This is a genomic window from Streptomyces sp. NPDC001709 (genome assembly GCF_053596375.1).
Window position 1 is genome coordinate 126,831 of sequence record NZ_JBSFGB010000019.1, and the last position, 18,974, is coordinate 145,804.

At 70.6% G+C, this 18,974-nt stretch carries 19 protein-coding genes and 2 pseudogenes; 14 read left to right on the plus strand and 7 right to left on the minus strand.

The window, feature by feature from the left end; all coding sequences use genetic code 11:
* Positions 1 to 13 precede the first annotated feature (13 nt).
* Positions 14 to 988 carry a pyridoxal-phosphate dependent enzyme gene (locus ACWC0C_RS26720; protein WP_450866331.1) on the plus strand — a complete coding sequence of 325 codons (975 nt, stop codon included), beginning with the start codon at positions 14 to 16 and terminating at the stop codon, positions 986 to 988.
* Positions 989 to 1,063: 75 nt separating this feature from the next.
* On the opposite strand, the gene ACWC0C_RS26725 is transcribed toward ACWC0C_RS26720, so the two are convergent.
* Complete coding sequence (locus tag ACWC0C_RS26725) at positions 1,064 to 1,420, minus strand: cupin domain-containing protein (RefSeq protein WP_449196982.1); 357 nt, start codon at positions 1,418 to 1,420, stop codon at positions 1,064 to 1,066.
* 204 nt (positions 1,421 to 1,624) lie between these two features.
* Complete coding sequence (locus ACWC0C_RS26730) at positions 1,625 to 2,269, minus strand: transmembrane-type terpene cyclase (RefSeq protein WP_450866333.1); 645 nt, start codon at positions 2,267 to 2,269, stop codon at positions 1,625 to 1,627.
* A 59-nt stretch (positions 2,270 to 2,328) separates the two neighbouring features.
* On the opposite strand from ACWC0C_RS26730, the gene ACWC0C_RS26735 reads away from it, so the two are divergent.
* Together ACWC0C_RS26735 and ACWC0C_RS26740 are read left to right on the plus strand one after the other, a co-directional pair.
* On the plus strand, positions 2,329 to 2,517 hold the full coding sequence (locus tag ACWC0C_RS26735; RefSeq protein ID WP_449196980.1) for a hypothetical protein: 189 nt from the start codon (positions 2,329 to 2,331) through the stop codon (positions 2,515 to 2,517).
* 2 nt (positions 2,518 to 2,519) lie between these two features.
* Positions 2,520 to 3,086, plus strand: coding sequence for a GNAT family N-acetyltransferase (locus ACWC0C_RS26740; RefSeq protein WP_449196979.1), 567 nt, complete (start codon positions 2,520 to 2,522; stop codon positions 3,084 to 3,086).
* A gap of 125 nt (positions 3,087 to 3,211) precedes the next feature.
* Here ACWC0C_RS26740 and ACWC0C_RS26745 read toward each other — a convergent pair whose 3' ends face one another.
* On the minus strand, positions 3,212 to 4,156 hold the full coding sequence (locus ACWC0C_RS26745; protein ID WP_450866335.1) for a LysR family transcriptional regulator: 945 nt from the start codon (positions 4,154 to 4,156) through the stop codon (positions 3,212 to 3,214).
* A gap of 99 nt (positions 4,157 to 4,255) precedes the next feature.
* Between ACWC0C_RS26745 and ACWC0C_RS26750 the strand changes: the two genes are divergently transcribed.
* The 4 genes from ACWC0C_RS26750 (at position 4,256) to ACWC0C_RS26765 (ending at position 9,318) form a co-directional block, all read left to right on the plus strand.
* The gene (locus tag ACWC0C_RS26750; RefSeq protein WP_450866336.1) at positions 4,256 to 4,951 is read left to right on the plus strand and encodes a type 1 glutamine amidotransferase domain-containing protein; all 696 of its coding nucleotides are present in this window, start codon (positions 4,256 to 4,258) and stop codon (positions 4,949 to 4,951) included.
* A gap of 746 nt (positions 4,952 to 5,697) precedes the next feature.
* The gene (locus tag ACWC0C_RS26755; protein ID WP_450866337.1) at positions 5,698 to 6,384 is read left to right on the plus strand and encodes a SigE family RNA polymerase sigma factor; all 687 of its coding nucleotides are present in this window, start codon (positions 5,698 to 5,700) and stop codon (positions 6,382 to 6,384) included.
* Positions 6,381 to 6,722 (plus strand): hypothetical protein, encoded by a 342-nt coding sequence (locus tag ACWC0C_RS26760; protein ID WP_449196974.1) that lies wholly within the window; start codon positions 6,381 to 6,383, stop codon positions 6,720 to 6,722. Before ACWC0C_RS26755 ends, ACWC0C_RS26760 begins: the two co-directional genes overlap by 4 nt.
* Before the next feature lie 1,093 nt (positions 6,723 to 7,815).
* On the plus strand, positions 7,816 to 9,318 hold the full coding sequence (locus tag ACWC0C_RS26765) for an ArnT family glycosyltransferase (protein ID WP_450866339.1): 1,503 nt from the start codon (positions 7,816 to 7,818) through the stop codon (positions 9,316 to 9,318).
* On the opposite strand, the gene ACWC0C_RS26770 is transcribed toward ACWC0C_RS26765, so the two are convergent.
* Complete coding sequence (locus ACWC0C_RS26770) at positions 9,319 to 10,092, minus strand: hypothetical protein (RefSeq protein ID WP_450866340.1); 774 nt, start codon at positions 10,090 to 10,092, stop codon at positions 9,319 to 9,321.
* A 301-nt stretch (positions 10,093 to 10,393) separates the two neighbouring features.
* Between ACWC0C_RS26770 and ACWC0C_RS26775 the strand changes: the two genes are divergently transcribed.
* From ACWC0C_RS26775 to ACWC0C_RS26785, 3 genes and pseudogenes are all read left to right on the plus strand, one after another.
* Positions 10,394 to 11,359, plus strand: a complete 966-nt coding sequence (locus ACWC0C_RS26775; RefSeq protein WP_450866342.1) for a pirin family protein — start codon at positions 10,394 to 10,396, stop codon at positions 11,357 to 11,359.
* Positions 11,360 to 11,585: 226 nt separating this feature from the next.
* Positions 11,586 to 11,810: pseudogene (locus ACWC0C_RS26780) on the plus strand (transposase); the annotation flags it as partial.
* 113 nt (positions 11,811 to 11,923) lie between these two features.
* Positions 11,924 to 12,421, plus strand: coding sequence for a DUF1877 family protein (locus ACWC0C_RS26785; protein ID WP_450866344.1), 498 nt, complete (start codon positions 11,924 to 11,926; stop codon positions 12,419 to 12,421).
* A gap of 18 nt (positions 12,422 to 12,439) precedes the next feature.
* Here the strand turns inward: ACWC0C_RS26785 and ACWC0C_RS26790 are convergent, their stop codons facing one another.
* Positions 12,440 to 12,901, minus strand: a complete 462-nt coding sequence (locus ACWC0C_RS26790; RefSeq protein WP_450866346.1) for a GNAT family N-acetyltransferase — start codon at positions 12,899 to 12,901, stop codon at positions 12,440 to 12,442.
* A pseudogene (locus ACWC0C_RS26795) lies at positions 12,898 to 13,163 on the minus strand (IS256 family transposase); the annotation flags it as partial. The gene ACWC0C_RS26790 and the pseudogene ACWC0C_RS26795, both read right to left, overlap by 4 nt.
* Positions 13,164 to 13,251: 88 nt before the next feature.
* On the opposite strand from ACWC0C_RS26795, the gene ACWC0C_RS26800 reads away from it, so the two are divergent.
* From ACWC0C_RS26800 to ACWC0C_RS26810, 3 genes are all read left to right on the plus strand, one after another.
* On the plus strand, positions 13,252 to 13,431 hold the full coding sequence (locus ACWC0C_RS26800; RefSeq protein ID WP_449196969.1) for a hypothetical protein: 180 nt from the start codon (positions 13,252 to 13,254) through the stop codon (positions 13,429 to 13,431).
* 114 nt (positions 13,432 to 13,545) lie between these two features.
* On the plus strand, positions 13,546 to 14,412 hold the full coding sequence (locus ACWC0C_RS26805; protein WP_450866348.1) for a class II fructose-bisphosphate aldolase: 867 nt from the start codon (positions 13,546 to 13,548) through the stop codon (positions 14,410 to 14,412).
* 97 nt (positions 14,413 to 14,509) lie between these two features.
* Entirely contained in the window at positions 14,510 to 16,267 is a 1,758-nt protein-coding gene (locus ACWC0C_RS26810; protein WP_450866349.1) for a ricin-type beta-trefoil lectin domain protein, read from the plus strand.
* 138 nt (positions 16,268 to 16,405) lie between these two features.
* On the opposite strand, the gene ACWC0C_RS26815 is transcribed toward ACWC0C_RS26810, so the two are convergent.
* Positions 16,406 to 16,888, minus strand: a complete 483-nt coding sequence (locus ACWC0C_RS26815; protein WP_450866350.1) for a hypothetical protein — start codon at positions 16,886 to 16,888, stop codon at positions 16,406 to 16,408.
* An 885-nt stretch (positions 16,889 to 17,773) separates the two neighbouring features.
* Here ACWC0C_RS26815 and ACWC0C_RS26820 point away from each other — a divergent pair.
* The gene (locus tag ACWC0C_RS26820) at positions 17,774 to 18,901 is read left to right on the plus strand and encodes a haloacid dehalogenase-like hydrolase (protein WP_450866352.1); all 1,128 of its coding nucleotides are present in this window, start codon (positions 17,774 to 17,776) and stop codon (positions 18,899 to 18,901) included.
* The last annotated feature ends 73 nt before the right edge of the window (positions 18,902 to 18,974 follow it).

Here is an 18,974-nt window from a genome sequence, read left to right on the forward strand (position 1 = left end):
AAGGACGTACGCCGTGAGCCACTCCCCCGTACCGCTCGGCACCTTCCCGACCCCCGTCGAACCGGCGCCCCGGCTGGCTGCCGCGCTCGGGCTCGGACCCGAGGACCTGTGGATCAAGCGGGACGACCTGACCGGTCTGGGCGGTGGCGGCAACAAGATCCGCAAGCTGGAGTGGACGGTGGGCGCGGCCCTGGCCGAGGGCGCGGACACGCTGGTGACCACGGGCGCCCCGCAGAGCAACCACGCCCGGCTGACCGCCGCGGCGGCCGCCCGGCTGGGCCTGGAGGTCGTCCTCGTGCTGCGCGGCGCACCGGGCGCCGCACGCTCCGGGAACCTCGCGCTGGACGGGCTGTTCGGGGCGCGGATCGCCTGGGCGGGCGAGGTGGACCAGGCCGGGCTGGACGCGGCGGCGGCCGAGGTGTGCGCGCGGCTGCGGGCGGGCGGTGCGCGGCCCGCGCTGATCCCGTTCGGCGGATCGGGTGTGCTGGGTGCCCGGGGCTATGTGCGCTGCGGCGAGGAGCTGGACGAGCAGGTGCCCCAGCTGCGGACGGTGGTGGTCGCGCTCGGCTCGGGCGGCACCATGGCCGGCCTGGTCGCCGCCCTGGGAGCGGGATCGGTACTCGGTGTCGACGTGGGCGCGCTGGCCGATCCTGCGGCCGCGGTCGTGGAGTTCGCGGCACCGCTGGCGACGCAGAAGGTCACGGCGCAGGGCCTGCGGGTGCGCCGGGACCAGGTGGGCGCCGGGTACGCGACCCTCACCGGCCCGGTGACACAGGCACTCCGGCTCGCGGCCCGCACCGAGGGCCTCGTCCTCGACCCGATCTACACGGGCCGGGCCCTGGCCGGGCTCGGCGCGGCCGTCCGGGACGGTGACGTCCGGCCGGGCGAGAAGACGGTGTTCGTACACACCGGCGGCCTGCCCGGCCTGTTCGGGCACCCGGACGCGGTCGCTTTCGCGGAGGAGGGGGCGGCGGCGTTCGACGAGTGACGGCTGCACATGCGACCGGGCCGCACGCGGTGCGACCCGGTACGCCGGTGGTCAGCCCGTCTCTCAGCCCGTCTCTCAGCCCTTCGCGTACTCCTTGGCCATGCTTCCGGCGAAGTCGTAGACCACGACCTGCTCGTCGCCCACCACCCAGGCGTCGTGGCCGGGCGGGCACACGAACACGTCGCCGGGGCCGACCTCGCCCTCACCACCGTCGTCCATGCGGAGGTGCATCCGCCCCTGCACCACATAGCCGTTGTGGTGGATCATGCAGCTCTCGGTGCCCACGATCGGCCCCACGGACTCCGACCAGCGCCAACCGGGTTCGAAGGTGGCCACGGCGAAGTCCAGCCCGGTCAGGTGGAGGGCTTCGAGGTGGCCGCGGGGGAAGTCGCGCCGTTCGTCCGGCTTCTCGACCGTCTTCACTTCCAGCATGACGGTGTCCTCCCTTCCGGCCGCTGACCGCGACCGGGGCCGGCCACCGTCCCCCGGCGGCCTCGGGCGGCACCGGCGCTGCGGCGGCGACCGTACCCCATGGCTCCATGGTCGGCCTCGCGTCCCGGCACCGCCATTCGGGTGCGGACAACGATGTCGGACCGCCGCTCCCCCTGACGAACGGGCCGCTTCCCGCGTCCGCCCCTAGGCCCGGGCGGTGACGGGGGCCGTTCGCTCCGCACGGCGTACGGTGAACACCGCCGCGGCGTAGCCGAGGTCGAGCAGGAAGCAGCCGACGTACAGGTAGTACATGAGGGCCGTGTCGTGCCGGGGCACCCGGTCGGGGTCGGTGAGCATCGACAAGGAGGCGCAGGCCGTGCCGAGGAGCTTGGTCAGCGCGATGCCCGGGGACTGACCGCGCGTGCCCCGACGGGCGGCGAGCATCGCGAGGAACATGCCGGACATCGCGAGGTTGCTGCCGAACGCGGTGATGGCACCGCCGCCCGCCTCGAACTGCTCCGAGGCGTAGTTCATGCCTGGGTAGGCCAAGGCGAGCAGCGCGGCGAGGGCGGGCAGGAACAACCGGTCGGGCAGGTACGGGAATTCGGACCGTCCGAAGCGTACGAGGGTGTAGCCGACGGCGAGGTCGAAGCAGAACCAGACGATGTTGACGATGTGCGCGACCCCGGACGGGGGCCGTACGAACGCGAACGTGAACTCCCAGCTGATGTTGGTGGCGAAGGCGACGACGGGCATCCCGAAGGTGCGCTCCCGCAGGCCTGTGCGCACCAACAGCACATAGGCCGCCGTCCAGAACGCTCCCGTGCCGAGCAGGAACGCCGTGTGCATGGTTACCCCCGTCAACGTCAACCGGCCGTCCAGCGCGCGCCGGTGACTACTCTGGCACGGTGACAGCCACCGACACAGGCGTGATCGCGACAGACGACACCGCGGACCCGCGCCTGCGCCCGGCCGGCGCCGACGGGCGGGCGGCCTGGGAGTGGTTCATGGAACTGGACGAGGCCCTCACGGCCCTCGGCGAAGGTGCCGACCGTAGGCTGGCGTACCGGATGTCCCACCCGATCACCCGAAGGTGACCATGTACACGACCTCGCTCGGTGCCGACGGCGCCGAGTTGTGCCCCCTGCAGCCCTGGCAGGCCGAGGAGTTCCTCGCCCATGTGGACCGTGGCCGGGAGTTCATCGGCCGGTTCAACGGGCTGCCGGACGTGGTCACGGATCCGGCGGCCGCCCGGGCGTTCCTGATGGCGTACGCCCACAGGGAGGCGGACGACGCGGGGCTCATCCGGGGGATCCGGCTCGACGGCACGCTGGTCGGGGCGGTGATCCTGCGCCGGTTCGACGTCGCACAGGGCACCGCGGAGGCGGGCTGCTGGCTGGAGCCGGCCGCGGTGGGGCGGGGTCTGGTGACCCGGGCCGCGCGCCTGCTGATCGACTGGGCGATCCGCGAGCGCGGCATCCACCGGGTGGAGTGGTGGGTGTCGGCGGGCAACGCGCCCAGCATCGCGGTCGCCCGGCGGCTCGGTATGCGCAAGGAGGCGGTCCTGCGGGAGAGTTACCTGTACCGGGGCGAGCGGCACGACGAGGAGATCTGGTCGGTGCTGGCGCCGGAGTGGACGGGTGGTCCGGGGATCACCGGCGCGTGACGGTCGACGAGCTGCGCGCCGCGCGAGCTCCCACATGACGGTGCCGGCGCGGGCCCGGTACGGCTGGTCGTGCGACCCGGCGCAGGCGCCCACGCGGCGGTGACGGCGAGCGCGGTCCGGTACGGCTACCAGGTGCGCGCCTCGCGGAGCAGGAGCGTGCGCACGCGCGTCACGTCCGGGTTGTCGGACGCGCCGGGGCGCTGGACCAGGAAGCCGGTGTTGATCGGCGGGTCCTCCGGCTCCAGCAGGGCCACGAGCGTGCCGGACTCCAGCAGGTCCCGGCACAGATAGCGGGGCACCACGCTGAAGCCCGCCCCGGCGGCCACCACCGCGAGCACTCCGCGCAGGTCGGGTACGGTCACGGCGGCGGTGCGGGACAGGCGCCGGCCGAAGACGTGCCGCCAGTAACGGCGGGCGATCGGCAGATCCTCGGCGTAGGTGACGAGCGGGACGTCGTGCAGCGCGGCGGGCCCGTCGACGGTCAGCCGGTCCACCAGTCGCTCGGCCCACACCGGCGCGGCGACGAGCACGAACTCCTCGTCGCTGAGCGGGACCGCGTGCAGGGTGCGGCCCCGGGGGCGGGTGGTGGCGATCACCAGGTCGTGGCGGCCCGCGCGCAGTTCCTCCAGCAGCGGATCGGTCAGCCCGGTCGACACACGCAGCCGTACGCCCTCGGCGACCAGGGGGGCGAGGGCCGGCAGGGCGGTGGTGCACAGCAGTTCGGCCGGACCGGCCAGATGAACCGGCTCGCGGCGCGCACCGGCCGGCGGCGTAGGTCCCGCGACGGCGGCCAGCTCGTCCAGGGGCGCGGCGATCCGGACCGCGAGTTCGTCGGCGACCGGGGTCGGCGCGACCCCGCGCGGCAGCCGCTCGAACAGTTCCCGGCCGGTCTGCCGTTCCAGCGCGCGCATCTGCGTCGTCACCGTCGGCTGGGACAGCCCCAGCAGCCGGGAGGCGCCGGTGAAGGAGCCGGAGCGGTACACCGCGAGGAAGGTGCGCAGCAGGTTCAGATCAAGGGAAGCGGTCTCCACGGTCCGAGTATTCACCGGCCGGTATTCCCCGGCACCCATAGGAGATCCGATACCAGGCATTCGGTGTTCCATTGGTTGCCTATCGGTTGCCTCGCCTACGTTCTCTGTCGGAAACCCAAGCTCCGGGAGAGGAAACCCATGTCGAAGATCCTGTTCGTGCTGACCGGCGCCGACCACTGGACGCTCGCCGACGGCACCCTGCACCCGACCGGCTTCTGGGCCGACGAGGCCGTGGTCCCCTACCGCGCGCTCAAGGCCGCCGGTCACGAGATCGTGGTCGCCACGCCGGGCGGTGTGGTGCCCCAGGTCGACCGGGCGAGCCTCGCCCCCGAGGTCAACGGCGGTCAGGAGAACGCCGAGAGCGTCAAGCGCGCTCTGGAGGAGATGACCGAGCTGCGCGCGCCGGTCAAGCTCGCGGAGGTGGACCTCGACGACTTCGCCGCGGTCTTCTACCCGGGCGGGCACGGTCCGATGGAGGACCTGGCCGTCGACGCCGACTCGGGCCGGCTGCTCGTGGCGGCCCTCGACTCGGGCAAGCCGCTGGCCGTCGTCTGCCATGGACCGGCCGCGCTGCTCGCCGCGGTCCGGGCCGACGGCGCCAACGCCTTCGCCGGCTACCGGGCGACGGCCTTCACCAACGAGGAGGAGACGCAGGCCGGATTCGCCGGGCGGGCCAAGTGGCTGCTCCAGGACCGGCTGGCCGAGGCGGGCATGGACATCCGGACGGACCAGCCTTGGGCGCCGCACGTGGTGACCGACCGCAATCTGATCACCGGGCAGAACCCGGGCTCCGCGGGTCCGGTCGCGGAGGAACTGCTGAAGAAGCTGGGCTGAAGAAGCTGGGCTGAAGAAAGCTGGGCTGAAGGAGCGGAACCGGGGACCGGGCAGGACGGGCCCGGAAAATTCGCCGGTCATCGCCTGCAACCTCGGCCGGGGTCGGACGTCTGTCCGAGTGGAGGCCTCCACTTCGACCAGATGTCCGACCGAACGACCGAAGGAACCCATGTCCGCACACCGTGCATCCCGCCCCAGCCGTCCCCGCAGGCTGCGTGCCGTCCTGGGGGTCTCCGCCGTAGGCGCGGCCCTGGCCGTCGTCGGCACCGTGACCGCCCAGGCGGCCCAGGGCGGCAGCCACGCGACCCCGTCCCCCGTGCCGTCGCCGGCGCACACGGCGACCCCGTCACCGGTGCCCTCGCCGCCGCTCCACACCGCCGCTCCTCGGCCCGTCCCGGCGACCCCGAGGCCCGTACCCACCACTTCGCGCCCCGTGCCGGCCACTCCGACCCCGGTGCCGGCACCGACGAACGCCACCCCCAGCCCCGTACCGTCGACTCCCCCGCACGCAACCCCGAGCCCCGTACCGTCGACTCCCCCGCAGGCCACGCCCAGCCCCGTACCGTCATCTCCCCCGCGCGCCACCCCGAGCCCCGCGCCGGCTCCGGCGCGGCCCGGCCACGGTCCGCACCGCGGTATCGCCACTCCGGCGCCGGTTCCGCAGCACCACTGAGCAGCACCTCTGAGCAGGGGCCGGAAGCGGGCCGTCGCGTCGGCGGCGCCCCGCTTCCGGCTCCGGGAGACCCATGACGACAGCCACACCACCGACGGCCCTGCCCTGGGATCAGGCACCCGGGATCGCGTACCACCCCGCACCCTGGCGGCGGTTCACGCGGGCGCTGCGCACCCGCCTCCTCGCGCGCGCCCGTACGGACACTCCCGCCGATCCGACACGCCACGGAACGGGCACCGGCTGCGCCGCGGTCCCCCTCCTCCGGCCCGAACAGCCGCCCGGCATCGAGGAGTTGTACCACCACCGCCGGCTCTCCCTGGTCCGGCTGGCCGTGCTGCTGGTGGACGACCTGCCCACGGCCGAGGACGTCGTCCAGGACGCCTTCACCGCGCTGTTCCGCCGGCACGGTCACCGGCTCGCCTCGCTCGACGACCCGGAGGCGTACCTGAGGACCAGCGTCGTCAACGCGGCCCGCTCGGTGCTGCGCCGGCGCAGGACCGTACGGGCTCACACCCCGGAACCCGAGCAGCACGCGCCGGCCCCGGAGGAGGACGTGCTGCTCCACGAGGACCACCAGGAGGTGCTGGCGGCGCTGCGCACGCTGACCCGGCGGCAGCGGGAGGTGCTGGTGCTGCGCTACTGGTCGCATCTGAGCGAGGCGCAGATCGCGGCGACGCTCGGTCTGTCGCGGGGCGCCGTCAAGTCCACGGCCAGCCGGGCCCTGGACGCCCTCGGCCGACGTCTGGAGGGCCTGCGATGAACGACTCCGCTACCGGCACCGCACAGACCCCGGTCGAGGAACGGCTGCGGGCCGCACTGGCCGCGCGGGCACACTCCGTCGGCCCCGCCGACCTGCGGCCGCTGCGCCCGCCGACCGGCGTGGTACGGCCCCGCCGGGTGCTGCTGCGCCGGGCCGTCGTGGGCGCGCTGGCGCTGGCCGCCGTGGCCGCGCTGGTGTTCTTCATGGTGCGCGGTGGCCCGTCCCGGCCGACCGAGCCGGCCCGTCCCCCGCACCCGACGACCGACACGCCGACCCCGGTTCCGAGCCCGGTCGCCTCGTCCACGGCGGAGCCGTCCCCGAGCTCGCCGCACTCGTGACTCCGGCGGGGCCGAGGCGAGACTCTTCGAGTGAAAAAACCGGAGCAAGGCCAGCCGACTGGCGGTTCGCCGATTGTCGGGGGATATCCAAAGCATATGTTCGGCTTCAGTGCTCACAGCGGCGGCACCCGTGCACTGAGTTCGTCCACATCTGCCACAGACCACAAAGCCGAGAGGAACAGTCATGCGCCTGATTCGTTGCGCTCTGGCTTCCGCAACGGTGGCGGCTTCCGCCTCAGCCATCGGCCTGCCCCTCTTCTTCACGGACTGGATGCCCCAGAGTTCCGATGCCACGCAGGTCCGCATGGTCAGCGCCCACGGCATCTCGCGGAGCACATCCGAGTCGCCCCAGCCACCCTTCGCGAATCCAGGCCCGCAGGCATCGGTACCCCCCTGCTACAGCTACGGCGGCCCCTACTGCGGCTGGGTGGCGACATACTGGGGCGGCTGCGACAAGGAGTGGGGCCTGAGCTACGGCATCAAAGACCCCAATTTGATCTGCCGCCACGACCCCCGCCCGAGCCCCTCGGCCTCACCCAGTCCCTCGGCAACGGCGTCCTCCGGCCAAATCGGCGGTTCCTCGGCCAGACTCAGCCGCTTAGCGAGGCCCCACCGCTTGGCCAGGCCCCACCGCTCCGCCAAGCCCAAGCCCACGGCCACTTCCAGCCCCCTCGGGCACGTCGGCCACCACCGGAAGCAGCAGTCCCTCCCGACCAGTCCCGCCGAGAGCCCTCCGGCGACCAGTGACAGCGGCGGTGCGCGCCCACCGGCGGCGGTCGAACCGCAGGCGCTGCCGACGGAAGAAGCCCTGCTCGGCTCTCGCCCCGGTCTCCACACCGCGGACGGCCGGCCGGTACCGGACCCTGACAGCCGGGCAGACTACACAGCGAGTCTTCTCCAAGCCGTGAATCCGGCTGCGGGGGAACGCATCTCCTCCATCACGTGCGCGGCTGGACTGTGGCCGTGCCGCGAGCCCGCGCGCTGACTTGCCGTCCACGGCGAGCGGGTCCTGACCGGCGGGCACGCAGGCAGACAGTGACCCATCGTCTTCCGGGACCTTCTCCGGCCTCATCCGGGCTGTCAGAATGCCGCCATGCACACTCGGGGGGATGCGCAGCCGTGCCTGCCGCTGTTCGCAGCCGGGCCGGTCGGGGGGATCGCGGCTGCGGCGGCGACGCTGCTGATCGCGCTGTCGGGCCGCTACGGCTTCCACCGCGACGAGCTGTACTTCCTGCTCGCCGGCCGGCACCCGGCCTGGGGCTACCCGGACCAGCCGCCGCTCACCCCGCTGCTCGCCAGGCTCGGCGCGGAGCTCTGCGGCTCCACTCCGACCGGCGTGCGGATCCTGCCCGCACTGCTCACCGCGGTCACGATCACGCTCACCGCGCTGATCGCCCGAGAGCTGGGCGCCGGACGCGGCGGACAGGTACTCGCGGCAGCAGCCGCGGCCTGCTCGGGCTATACGCTCGGCATCGGCCACCTGCTGTCCACCGCGACCTTCGACCTGACGGTCTGGGTGGCGATCATTCTGCTGACGCTCCGACTGCTGCGCACGGGCGAATTCCGCTGGTGGCCTTCGCTGGGAGCGTTGGTCGGGATCGGGCTGCTGAACAAGCTGCTGGTGCTGGGGCTGTTGCCGGCCCTGGCGCTGGGCGCGCTGACGGCCGGACCGCGCGGCTTGTTCGTACCGCGTCCGCGCGCGCTGCTGGGCCCGCTGACCGCCCTCCTCGCCGCGCTGCCCTTCGCGATCCCGACCCTGTGGTGGCAGGCCGTGCGCGGTTGGCCCGAGCTGACGGTAGCTCACGGGATCAGCGCCGATGTCGGAATCGTTGGGCGCCTGCTCGCCCTGCCGATGCAACTGCTCCAGTTCTCCCCGGTGCTGGCACCGCTGTGGCTGACCGGGCTGAGCCGGCTGTTGCGCCGACCGGAGCTGCGCTGGGCCCGGCCGGTCGCGGTGGCCTGGGTGGTGCTGTGCCTGCTGGTGCTGGCCGGCGGCGGCAAGGGGTACTACGCGATTCCGCTGCTGTACGCGATCAGCGCCGCCGGCTGCGAGCCCTACGCCCACTGGGTGCGCGAGCACCGCGTCAAGCTGGCGGGCGGACTGCTCGCGGCCCTGCTCACCAGCGCCCTGGCCGCCCTGCCGGTGCTGCCCGCGTCGGCGCTGACCGTGCCGATGGCCGTTGACCCCGACCTCGGCGAGGAGGTCGGCTGGCCACAGCTCGCACGCGCCACCGCCACCGGCTGGGAGGCGATCCCCGCCGACCAGCGGGCCACGGTCGTGTTGCTGACCGCGAACTACGGCGAGGCCGGGGCCATCGCACAGTACGGGCCCGCCCTCGGCCTGCCCGCACCGTACTCCGGCCACATGGGCCTGCACGCCTGGGGCCCGCCGCCGGCCATCGCCACCGGGCCGGTGCTGCTCGTCCACCCGGCGGACCATCCCGAGTTGGAGCAGCACTTCACCGCCTGTCACACGGTGGCGCGCGTCGACAACGGGCACGGCACCGCGAACCAGGAGCAGCACGCGGCCGTGGTGCTCTGCGCAGGGCCGGACCGGCCATGGCCCGTGCTCTGGCCGCTGCTGCGCCGGTACTGATCACTCGGCAGAACGACGCCGGCGAAGCCAGGCCATGGCCAGCATTCCCAGAATCATCAGCAAACCGCCGGCCGCGATCACGATGTGCTTCGCGCTCAGAAGGCCGGCGCTCCAGCCGGCATCCGCGGTATCACTCGGAACAGAGGGAATGGCGTGCCCCGGGGCGAGACTCTCCTGCCCACCCTGGCCGTTTTGATGCTGGCCCCCCTTCTGGGGCAACGGGGAGCTGGACGAGTCACTCCCATCGGCGCCTGCACCACCATGTCCACGAGCACGGTCCCCGCGGTCACCGTCGTCGTTGTCGCAGTGGGTGGCCGGGAAAGGAAAGTGTCGCTTGTGGTTGTCGAAGGCCTTCACCTCGAAGCGCGGGTGCACCCTGAAGAAGTCACGGATCGCAAACTCGTACTGGCCGGAGGTCTGCGTGGGATAAGTGACGTTCAAATACGTCGAGATAGTAAAGCTGTCCCACGGTGCTGTCGGCGACGAGGACGAGGGTTCCGAGGGCCCTTGGAGGACGAGAGCCTCGGGCCCACGCCGGCCATTGGTCAGAATCGCCCTCAGGCCCTTCTCGATGAGCACGACACGGCGTCGGCTGTAGCAGTCACGCCAGGGATCGTGGTGACCGTGGTCATCGCGGTCACCGTCCCCTTCATGGAGCCGCAGGGAGCCGGGGGCGTGCAGTGCGGACGCCTGCGCGGCGACACCGGCCGTCGGGGACACGAGGGCGATAGCCGCACCCGCCAGCGGCGCTGCAACCCAGGGACGAAGACTCATTCGATGACCTCCACGGGCGGCGGACGCAGGCGACCGCCTGCTGCTCGACATATCCGCATCTCAAATGAAGTTAAGAGAAATCAACTCGCCACATCGAGAACATCCTCGTGGAGCCGTACTCCTTGTCACTCAACCGAGGCAGTCGCATGGGCCGACTGCGCGTCCGGCTTACTCGCGCCACGCGCTCCGCGACGGAGGCGACGAGGACCCCCGAATGTAAGTCAGATGCTTGACTTAACAAAGGAAAAATGCGGGTTTCCGTGCTCACCGGTCCGCCTTGCACACCGCTAAGTTGGGCGGCATGAGCAACCTAGACCGCGCGCCCGTGCCCAGTGTCTGCGGTGGCCGTGGATTCGTCGTCGCCGAGCCCGTCCGCGAACTGCTGAGCCCCCGTCATATGAAGCTGGGCGAGTCGACCGAGGTGCGCCGGCTGCTGCCGAACCTCGGCCGTCGCATGATCGGCGCGTGGGCCTTCGTCGACCACTACGGCCCGGACGACATCGCCGACGAGCCCGGTATGCAGGTCCCGCCGCATCCGCACATCGGGCTGCAGACGGTCAGCTGGCTGCACGAGGGCGAGGTGCTGCACCGCGACTCGACGGGCGGCCTGCAGACGATCCGGCCCAGAGAGCTGGGTCTGATGACGTCGGGCCGCGCGATCAGCCACTCCGAGGAGAGCCCGCGTCCGCACGCCCGGTTCCTGCACGGCGCCCAGCTGTGGGTCGCGCTGCCCGACGAACACCGGCACACCGAGCCGAAGTTCGAGTACCACCCGGACCTGCCCACGGTCACCGCGCCCGGCCTGACCGCCACGGTGATCCTCGGCCACCTCGACGGCTCGGCCTCACCCGGTACGACGTACACCCCGATCGTCGGCGCCGACCTCGCCCTCACCCGGGGCACCGACGTACGCCTGCCGCTGGAGCCCGACTTCGAGTACGGCGTACTGGCCATGTCCGGCGAGGTACACGTGGACGGCGTGCCGGTGCTGCCCGGCTCCCTGCTCTACCTCGGCTGCGGCCGCTCCGAACTGCCGCTGCGCGCCGAGTCGGACGCCGGGATCATGCTGATGGGCGGCGAGCCGTTCGCGGAGGAGCTGATCATGTGGTGGAACTTCGTCGGACGCACCCACGACGATATCCAACAGGCCCGGGAGGACTGGATGAGCGGGTCGAGATTTGGGGAGGTGAAGGGGTACGACGGGGCTCGGCTGCCTGCGCCGGAGCTGCCGCCGGTGCCGTTGAAACCACGCGGAAGGGCGCGCTGACCTGGGCGTATCCGGTCTTCCGGTCAGGTAGGTCGGAGACGATCTCGCCGCCCGCCTCGCAAAGAGTATCTGTGGCGGCTAGGCCATCGGATGCTGCCGCACGGACACCTCCGAGGGCATCTCACGCCAACGTGTGGGCACCTGAAGGCCGCTTTGGCCGGACGAATGCTGACCCAATGCTGACTTTACTGACAGGTAGTCAGGGCAGGGCCAAGCTGTGTGGTCGTCGCGTGGAGCCCCCCCGATCCCGAAGCGGTGGGCGGTCGAGCGGACCTACGGCTGGCTGATGCTGCACCGGCGTCTCGCCCGCGACTACGAGCCTCTGTCCGCCCGCTCCGAAGCCATGATTCACCTTGCCATGACCGACCTCATGGCCCGCCGCCTGACCAGCGAGAACACCATCTCCTTGCGCGACCCGACACCACAGACCAAACACCGGATTCCGGGATAAAACACCGGGATGAAACGACCTCCAAGAGACGGGGCGTCTCGCTGTCAGTGCCGTCGAATAGGTTCTGTCGTTCGGCCCGAGGGGTGGGCCGCCGAACTGGAGGACTCGTCGCCGTGAGCATCCACCTACACCTTCGCGCCGTCGCGGAGTCCGAGATCCGGGACGATCACACGTGGCTTGCGGCGTTCATGTCCAAGGCTTGGGACAACCACCCCGACGAGTACGCAGTGGGTATCGCCGACTCGATCGACAAGGTCTGGAACTCCGTCAATGACCTCTACGCCGCAGCCGATGTCCTCGAAGCAGACGCCGAGAAGCCCTGGACGCTGCCGATTTACGGCGGCCGACCGGTGGCACACAGCGCCGACGCCGACCCCTCCAACCCGCCTCTGATGATTCTGGAGCCGCCTGGGGTGTCACGGGCCGCAGACTTCCTCGCGCGTGTCTCTTTCGACGAGTTGTGGAACGTCGCCAGCATCAAGCTCGTCGGCTGCGGCAGCGACGAGCCGCAGGCCAGGCAGGAGTTCCTCGACCACCACAGAGACCTCCAAGGGTTCTACGGGCGGGCGGCTGCAGCAGGCCACGCCGTGGTCAAGGCGGTATGGGCTTGAGAGGTGGTCACCTGCCGGTTACAGCCGCTCGTTGATGGCTGCGACCTGCACGGTTGCCGCACAGCGGACGGAGGGTTTATGAGTCATTGTCAAGATCTGTGGATCGGGCCGGGCTGAGGCGGCTTGGTTGACGACGAGGACGTCCAAGGCCAGGTCCTGGCCCTGCTGGCGGGCCTGGTACAGGAGGCTGCGGATGAGCTGGCTGCCCATGCCTCGTCCCTGGTGGTCGGGGTGGAGCTCGATCCGTGCCAGGTAGATCTCGGTGGGCCGGTGCTCGACGTGGAGCATGCCTGCATCGGCGCCGTCGGCGGTGATGATCTGCCATCGGCCGGGGATGAACGCGCGGGCGTGGAAGTCGCGTTGAATCTGTTCGTCCCAGCCCCAGACGGCCGTGACGTAGGTGCCCATGGCGGCTTTGTGTAACTGGAAGCAGTACTCGCTGTCCGCGGAGGTGGCCGGCCGCAGGCCGATGGCCGTCATGCCGCTCGCTCCGTGGGCCGTTCGATCAGCAGGCCGCCTTCGGAGCGCGCCCCGGCGCGGACGAGGGCGACGAGGTGGGATGCGTTCACGGCCCGCGACCGCTGCTGGGCGGACTCGACGAGCTTGGAGATCATCGCCAGGGCTGCGGTGGGGGAGCCGGCGGCACTGGTGACCTTGGTGCGCAGCCGGACGGTGGAGAAGGTCGACTCGATGGGGTTCGGGTCCGCAGGTGGATCCAGTGCCCGGCCGAGACGTCGTAGAACGCCGGCGGTAGGCCCACGACTCGCCCGATTCGCGGGAGGCGTCTTTGGCCGGGACCAAGTTCCTTGAAGCCCTCGGCACGGACCCCGATGAGCGCCAGGACGCAGGTCTTGGCCTCCTCGCTGCACCGCGGCGGCAGGCTCGCCGAGGAGAACCGCTTGCGCTCGCCCCGTGGCCTCGTCAAGCGCTTGTCGTTCACCGCCGGTGCCTTCACCTCGACCGTCCCGGACGCGGTGGTAGGGGCCAGCGCGTCCGGCCTCTTTGCTTGAAGTTGCTTCAAAGCCGCGGATATGATGCACAAACAATCATCGACTTCACCTTACTGCGCTGCGTTCAGTACCCCGCCCATGCCGGCCCCTTGGCACCCTGACCTCGGAGGATCCATGCCTCTCGCAGCCATCGGCCCCCTTCTCACCGCGGCGGCCGCGGAGCGGAGCGCCGTCGCGGCGTTCGATGTCGTCACCCTCGAACACGTCCAGGCTGTCGTCGCGGGCGCCGAGGCGATGGGGTCCCCGGTGATCGTGCAGATCAGTGAGGCCGTCGTGGAACACCACGGGGGCCAGCTGCCGCCGCTGGCGCGGGCCGCCGCGGATGCGGCGCGCAGCGCTGCGGTGCCGGTGGCGCTCCACCTGGACCAGGTACGGCGAACCACGCTGCTCGCCCAGGCAGCGCACTGCGGTTTCGGCTCGATCACGTATGACGCGGCCCGGCTGCCATATCCCGAGCAGGTCGCCGTCACCCGCGATGTCGTGACCTGGGCGCACGAGCAAGGACTGCACGTGGAGGCGGAATTGGGCCGTGGCCGCGCCACTGCACCGGAGGCGGCCCAGGTTTTCACAGCGGCCACCGGAGTGGACGCGCTGGCAGTGGTCTTGCCCGCGCCGCATGCGAGAAGTTCCCATCAGGTGGGCACCCACGGCCGATCAGCCGCGGCCGGACGCCTCGACCATGAACTGCTCGACGAGCTGCGGGCCGTCCTCGGTATACCGCTCGTGTTGCGCGACTCGGCTGGGCTGTCCGACGAGGAGTTGAGGAACGCAGCGCACTGCGGCATCGTCAAGATCGCAGCCGGCGCCGCACTCGACCGCGCGATGACGGAGGCGGTACGAAACCGTCTCCTCTCCGACGCGGGCGCCGGTCCACGTGACTGGCTCGCCGACGGCCGCGAGGCCATGGCGGCGGCGGTCGCCAGGTTCATCGGAGCCCTCGGCTCGACGGACACAATCCCCGTGCCGGCAGGCCGCGCCTGATCAGCGCCACGCGGCCAAGGCACAGGAGCAACACCCGCTCAGACGCACATGCTGCACACATCCCAGCACGTCTCATTCTCGATGCGGAGGAGTTCCCGTGCTCCAGCCACCACGCGTCCGACAACCGCGCCGTCACCGCGACGTCCCCCGCCTCGCACGGCGCCGGTTCGCCCGTCCCCACACCATGCTGACCGCCCTGGCGGCGGCGCTGATATGTCTGCCGCTGACCACCGTCACGGCCGCGCATGCCTCTCCCACCGCCACGTCCGGCGACGGCAGACCGCTGGCGCTCACCCCACCCATGGGGTGGAACGACTGGGCCCACTATCAGTGCGGTGTCACCGAGCAGATCGTCACCGCCAACGCCGACGCCCTGGTGGCCACAGGCCTCGCCGCCAAGGGCTACGACACGGTGACCGTGGACGACTGCTGGATGGCCAGGTCCCGGGATGCGAATGGTGACTTGGTGGCCGATCCGGTGAAGTTCCCGCACGGCATGGCCTGGCTCGGCTCGTATCTGCACGCGCGCGGACTCAAGTTCGGTATCTACGAGGACGCCGGATCGTCGACCTGCGGCGGCTACCCCGGCAGCGGTCGGTCCCAGGGCGGCGGCCCCGACCACTTCGCCAAGGACGCAGCCGCGTTCGCCGCCTGGGGTGTGGACTACCTCAAGCTGGACGGCTGCAACGTGTACGTGGCGCCGGGCCAGACGCAGGAGCAGGCGTACAAGCAGGCCTACGACGACCAGGCGGCGGCGCTGCGGGCCTCCGGCCGGGACATCGTGTTCTCCGAGTCGGCGCCCGCATACTTCCAAAGCGGCGAGTGGGGCAACCCCACCTGGTTCGACGTGCTGTCGTGGGTCGGTTCCGACGGCCAGTTGTGGCGGGAAGGCACGGACATCGCCACGTACGACCCCGCGCGGCCGAACACCAGCCGGTGGTCCAGCGTGCTCGGGAACTACGGCTACAACCGGTGGATCGGCCGCTACGCCTCACCGGGGAACTGGAACGACCCTGACTTCCTGATCGCGGGCGCCGGCGGGCTCACCGACGACGAGTCGCGCAGCCAGGTCGCCCTGTGGTCGATGATGGCCGCCCCGCTGATCCTCTCCTCGGACGTCAACCGCCTCACTCCTGCCGCGCGGTCGGCACTCGGCAACACCGACCTGATCACGCTGGACCAGGACCCGTTCGGGCGGCAGGCGGGCGTGGTCTCCACCGACGGCAGCACCGACGTGCTGGCCCGACCGCTGGCGGGCGGCGACCGGGCCGTGGCCGTCCTCAACCGTGGCTCCTCCGCCCGCACGATCACTACCCCGCTCGCCGAGATCGGACTGCCGGGATGTTCCGTGACCGCCAAGGATCTGTGGACCGGGACGAGTTCGACCGTCGGCAGCGCCCTGACCGCGACCGTCCCCGCGCACGGCACCGCGATCTGGCGGCTGACCCCGGGCCGCGACTGCGGCGCTGCGGTGCCCACCGGGCAACTCACCGGCAACGGCGCCAAGTGCGCGGACGTGACCGGCAGCGGAACCGCCGACGGCACCCCGGTGATCCTCTACACCTGCACCGGCAACCCCAATCAGCGCTGGACAGCCGGTGGCGACCGTACGTTGCGTTCGCTCGGCAAGTGCATGACCGCCGCCGGTACCTCCGCCGGCAGCCCCGTCGTCCTTTCCACTTGCTCCGGCGCCCCCACCCAGGTCTGGACGGCAAGGCCGGACGGTACCCTCGTCAACGCGGCCGCGTCGCTCTGCCTCGACGTCGAAGGCGGTGGCACCGCCGACCTGACGAGGCTCGACACCTGGACCTGCGGCCACCTGCAGGCCAACCAGGTGTGGGCGATGCCGAACTGATCAAGGTCGTGATGGAGCGGCTGCCGCGAGCTGTGAGGCGCGCCGCAGCCGCACCGCTTCCGCGACGTGCACGAACGTCAACTGCTGCGGCGATGGGATCAAGGTCCAAGTCCGCGGAAGTGAGCGCCGACTGCGGGGTCACAGCGCGGTGGCGCGCCTACGCACCAGGAGGTTTTGGGTCCCCAGGCCCATCGCCAGGTACGCGTACAGCGACGCGGTCCCCAGGAATCCGGTCCCGGCCGCTTGGTCGATCCACACCGCAAGCCCGGTGTGCACGGCGACCGAGGCGAGCCACAGTCCGGTCGTCGCCACGGTCCCCTTGCGCAGCACCTCGCCCTGGGGCTCACGCCAGACCCGTACGGTCCGGGCCCTCACCGCGCCGAACACCGCCGCGACGGCCAGGCTGGCCACCAGGAGGACGACGGGCAGCGTGGTCAGCGAGTGGTCCTTGACGACCGAGGCGATACCCAAGGCGATCAGGGCGGTACCCAGGACGCCGAGGATCACCGGGGCGATGAGCGAGCCGTTGCGTCGCACCGGACGCGTGCGCAGCTGCTGTCGCACCACCAGGCCGACGACCACCAGGGCTATGACGAGACCCCCGCCGTTCGTGTTCTGCATGCCAACTCCCCGTTATTACACTGCCGTTTGCGACAGCATCCGCACTGATCATTATGCTGGGACACACCATGGCGCCGGGACTCGCCGGAGGGTGATGGGCACGTCTGCCTTCCCTCAGCGGAGATCACCGAAGCCTGACAGAAGGGGCCCCGTACTCCTCCTGATGCCGCCACGGTCCGAGTGTTGCGTCATACAAATCAGGGTGCGTGTATTGAAACTGCAGTCATCGGATCGTAAGGTCTCCGTCAGGTGATTCAAGGTCAGCGGCCATGCCTTGCCGACATCCCTCGGCGCACGGCGAGTCCGCACTGGCAGCTGTCGCGCCCCAGGCGGCCCCCTGCGAAATCCCTTGCGCCCGCAACGTTCCTGCAATTCGACGGACGGCCACTACGAGGAGTCGGAACATGGCCGCTTCACGCAGACACCGACGACTGAGACCTCGGGCATGGCAGGTCGCCCTGCTGACGCTGCTCATGCTGATCCCGGCCGCATCAGCATCGGCTGGCGCCGGCACCCTCTCCCTCGGCCAGACCATATCTCGGCACCCTCGTCAAGGGAGCGAACATGCCGACTGGCCCACCTCCTCGTGGTGGCGGCGGGGCCGTCGTACCCATGACCGGTCTGCTCGGCTCAACCGGTTCCAGCCAGGACCTGTCCGGCCGATCTCTGCGGGTGGTGCGGTTTCATCTCGTTTCCGGTAAGTCTGGCGCTGCCGTGCTGGATGGCTCGAATTCCCAGTGCGGTGTCTGTTTTCACCTGCATGCAAGAAGCGTGAGCCGTAATTTCCCGCACTTGCTGTGGTAACCCAGCCTCGTTACCGCTCCGCCTTACTCCGAAGGGCGGAGCAATTGCCCGATGTTCCACTGTCTTGAAAATGGAGGCGATATGACACACCGTGGGGGAAGACCGCTGACCCTGCTGGCAGTGCTCAGCGTGCTGACGGCGCTGCTGATCGCGGGCGCCGTCGGGCTGTGGCCCCGCCAGGACGCGACGGCCGCGGGCGCGGACGGGCGGGCCGTGGCGGCCGAGCTGCGCCACTGGCCGGCTCCCGTCGCCGAGAGGCTCGGCAAGGTCATCGAAGAGCATGCCCACCAGGGCGCGTACGCGGTCTTCGACGCCGACAACACCACCTACCGGTACGACCTCGAGGAGTCCCTGCTTCCCTACTTGGAGATGAAGGGGAAGCTCAAGCGCTCGACGATGGATCCGTCCCTGAAGCTCATCCCCTTCAAGGACACAGCGGTCCACAAGGAGAGCCTCTACAGCTACTACAACCGGCTCTGCGAGATCGACGACCAGGTGTGCTACCCCTGGGCCGCGCAGATCTTCTCCGGCTTCACGCTGAAGCAGCTCAAGGGTTACGTCGACGACCTGCTCGCGTACGGCAAGCCCATCCCGGCCGAGTACTACGACGGTGACCAGCTGACGAAGACTCAGGTCCAGCCGCCGCAGTTCTACCGCGGCATGCAGGAGCTGTACCGCGCCCTGCGGAAGAACGGCATCGAGGTCTACGTCGTCAGCGCCGCCGGCGAGGAACTGGTCCGGGACGTGCTCTCCGACCCCCGGTACGGCTACAACGTCAAGCCGCAGAACGTCATCGGTGTCTCCATGCTGCTCAAGGACCCCGCCACCGGGAACCTGACCACAGCCCGCAAGGAGATCGCCGAGGGCCGCTACGACCCGCGCAAGCTGAGGAACGACAAGCTGACGCCGGCCCTGTGGGCCCCGCTGACCTGGTACGAGGGCAAGCCCGCCGCCATCAACACGTATATCGACCAGTGGCGCAAGCCGATCCTGGTCGCGGGCGACACCCCGGTGAGCGACGGCCCGATGCTCTTCCACTCCACTGATGTGGAACACGACGGTACCCGGATCTGGGTCAACCGCAAGGACAAGTACTTCGCGCAGATCCAGGACATGCAGAAGACCAACGCGGCCCGGCAGCAGGAGCTCGGCCAGCCGGTGACAGCCGACAAGAACTGGCTCGTCGTCAAGCCGGAGGACATCCGCTGACGTACAGCTACACCACGCGGGACGGGCGCACGCCCGTCCCGCGCTGTGTCCGGGTCGTTGATGGACCGCCGAG

Bases quoted from the DNA above. Each gene is read 5' to 3' on its own strand.
- ACWC0C_RS26730 (WP_450866333.1), bottom strand. From the start codon at position 2,269: ATGCACACGGCGTTCCTGCTCGGCACGGGAGCGTTCTGGACGGCGGCC.
- ACWC0C_RS26815 (WP_450866350.1), bottom strand. From the start codon at position 16,888: ATGCAGAACACGAACGGCGGGGGTCTCGTCATAGCCCTGGTGGTCGTC.
- ACWC0C_RS26820 (WP_450866352.1), top strand. From the start codon at position 17,774: ATGACACACCGTGGGGGAAGACCGCTGACCCTGCTGGCAGTGCTCAGC.
- ACWC0C_RS26775 (WP_450866342.1), top strand. From the start codon at position 10,394: ATGAGCAACCTAGACCGCGCGCCCGTGCCCAGTGTCTGCGGTGGCCGT.
- ACWC0C_RS26750 (WP_450866336.1), top strand. From the start codon at position 4,256: ATGTCGAAGATCCTGTTCGTGCTGACCGGCGCCGACCACTGGACGCTC.
- ACWC0C_RS26760 (WP_449196974.1), top strand. From the start codon at position 6,381: ATGAACGACTCCGCTACCGGCACCGCACAGACCCCGGTCGAGGAACGG.
- ACWC0C_RS26770 (WP_450866340.1), bottom strand. From the start codon at position 10,092: ATGAGTCTTCGTCCCTGGGTTGCAGCGCCGCTGGCGGGTGCGGCTATC.
- ACWC0C_RS26790 (WP_450866346.1), bottom strand. From the start codon at position 12,901: ATGACGGCCATCGGCCTGCGGCCGGCCACCTCCGCGGACAGCGAGTAC.
- ACWC0C_RS26745 (WP_450866335.1), bottom strand. From the start codon at position 4,156: ATGGGTGCCGGGGAATACCGGCCGGTGAATACTCGGACCGTGGAGACC.
- ACWC0C_RS26805 (WP_450866348.1), top strand. From the start codon at position 13,546: ATGCCTCTCGCAGCCATCGGCCCCCTTCTCACCGCGGCGGCCGCGGAG.
- ACWC0C_RS26765 (WP_450866339.1), top strand. From the start codon at position 7,816: ATGCACACTCGGGGGGATGCGCAGCCGTGCCTGCCGCTGTTCGCAGCC.
- ACWC0C_RS26725 (WP_449196982.1), bottom strand. From the start codon at position 1,420: ATGCTGGAAGTGAAGACGGTCGAGAAGCCGGACGAACGGCGCGACTTC.
- ACWC0C_RS26800 (WP_449196969.1), top strand. From the start codon at position 13,252: ATGAGCGCCAGGACGCAGGTCTTGGCCTCCTCGCTGCACCGCGGCGGC.
- ACWC0C_RS26740 (WP_449196979.1), top strand. From the start codon at position 2,520: ATGTACACGACCTCGCTCGGTGCCGACGGCGCCGAGTTGTGCCCCCTG.
- ACWC0C_RS26755 (WP_450866337.1), top strand. From the start codon at position 5,698: ATGACGACAGCCACACCACCGACGGCCCTGCCCTGGGATCAGGCACCC.